Raw genomic sequence first — 1,773 nt, 5'->3', positions numbered from 1 at the left:
GACCAGCCACGGTTGGGGATCACGCTTCCTCACACCCAACCAACTGCGTCACCCAGCCAGAGGTCACAACTCAACCGCATTCCGTTAGGACCTCTTAATGGCAGGCGCTTCACCTGGTTGGTCAGCGTTTTCTTAGGGTTTCGTGTCTGGCAGGTTCAACACCGCCGTTCCCTTGCGGTGTGCAAGGCGTTCGAGCGTCCAGGTGGGGTGTTGCCGCTTCCACCGGGCGGCTACGGCCTGTTCTTCGTCGCGGTCGTAGTCATCGAGGAGGACTATGGCTCCGGGGGTGAGGACGCCGGCGAGCAGCGGGACCGCCGGGTACCGGGCGAGGGGGGCTGACCACCCGGGTGGGCCATCCACGAACAGCATGTCGCAGCCGCTCAAATCCCGCCAGGCTGTTTCCGCGTACCAGGACCAGGTTTCGCCGTGGATCGTGTGCTGTTCGAGCGGTGCGAGCCGTACCTCTGCGATATCGCCGAGTCCGAGCCGGTCGACTTCCCGGGCGTTTTGCGCGTGGTACTCGGGGTCGTGCTCCAGGCTCACCACATGGCCCGGTATGTCGAAGGTGCGCAGGGCCGTGGCAAGCCACAACGAGGAGGTTCCACTGCCCGCTTCGATGATCAGTGAGGGCCGTCGCGATCGGATCTGCTCGACGAGGTACAGCAGTAGGTCCGGGGCCGCGGACCAGGTGTCCCCGGGTGGGATGGGCGCGGGCGGCTGGAGTGTCTTCTCCAACTGTTCCTGGAACTGCCCGTCTTCGGTTCGCACGCCCGGTTCCCCTTACCTCGCACCTGCCTATTCACCCCGACGCTATCCCGATCGGGTAGCGGGCCGGGAGGCCGTAGGATGCGCAGGCGGGGTTGTGCTGGCCCGCCGCCGGTAGAGCCCCGCACTCTCCCTCCCGCCACGGTTAACGCTAAGCCGGTGATCTTGTTCAGGCCGGAGCTCCGAAGCCGGTGACCCGGTTCTCGTACTCGCGGCGGGCCTTGCGCTGGGCAGGGACGGCAGGGACACCCTGGCCGCCGTCGAGCGGTTGGCAGGCGGCCCCGCCAAGGGCCGCCGCAAGGGCTTCACCGAGACCGACTACGCCCGCCTGCTCGATGCCACCCACCAGCAGCTCGGCGGCCCCATCGTGCTGGTCTGGGACAACCTGAACACACACGTCAGCCGCACCATGCGCGAGCTGATCGCCGCCCGATTATGGCTGCGCGTCTACCAGCTGCCGCCGTACGCTCCCGAGTTCAACCCCGTCGAGGGCGTGTGGTCGCACCTGAAGAGGTCGCTGGCCAACCTCACCAAACACAGCCTGGATCAGCTCACCGCATTGGTGAAGACGCGGCTGAAACGCATGCAGTACCGCCCCCGTCTCATCGAGGGCCTCATCGCCAAGACCGGACTCGACTTCCAACCGCCGTAACCTCAGCCGTTAAAGATCTCTAGCTCGTGGTCCAGGTCTGTGACCGCTCGGACCAGAGTGCATGCCATGGCAGCGGCCGTCTTCTCGCCGGGGACCTGTGTGTGTTGCAGGCTCGCGGCTTCGATCGCTGTGGCCGCGACGGCGGAGGCATTGCGGGCCTTGCGGTTGGCCAGGCAGGCGGCGAGCCGTGACTGGCCCATGCGCCGCAGGCCGGTAGGTGTCTGGTAGCCGGCCAGGAGGGTGAGCGCGGCTTTGGAGGTGTTCTAGGGCCTGTGTGAGGTCGTGATCAATCTCGGGTTCTGGTCCCGTGCGGGGGCGGGACCTGGTAGGACGCTGGGTGTGACACGTAGGCAACT

Annotated in this window: 2 protein-coding genes; one reads left to right on the top strand and one right to left on the bottom strand. The window is 66.3% G+C overall.

The features are described 5' to 3' along the window. Positions 1-132: 132 nt before the first annotated feature. Positions 133-735 carry a class I SAM-dependent methyltransferase gene (locus tag ABZ919_RS41450; RefSeq protein WP_361259493.1) on the bottom strand — a complete coding sequence of 201 codons (603 nt, stop codon included), beginning with the start codon at positions 733-735 and terminating at the stop codon, positions 133-135. Between the two features lie 298 nt (positions 736-1,033). On the opposite strand from ABZ919_RS41450, the gene ABZ919_RS41445 reads away from it, so the two are divergent. Further along, positions 1,034-1,417 carry a transposase gene (locus ABZ919_RS41445; protein WP_361259491.1) on the top strand — a complete coding sequence of 128 codons (384 nt, stop codon included), beginning with the start codon at positions 1,034-1,036 and terminating at the stop codon, positions 1,415-1,417. Positions 1,418-1,773 lie beyond the last annotated feature (356 nt).

The sequence above is a fragment of the Streptomyces sp. NPDC046759 genome (genome assembly GCF_040645475.1).
Lineage (GTDB): Bacteria > Actinomycetota > Actinomycetes > Streptomycetales > Streptomycetaceae > Streptomyces.
The sequence above is the reverse complement of the archived record's forward strand: the minus strand, read 5'-3'. Positions and strand labels throughout refer to the sequence as shown.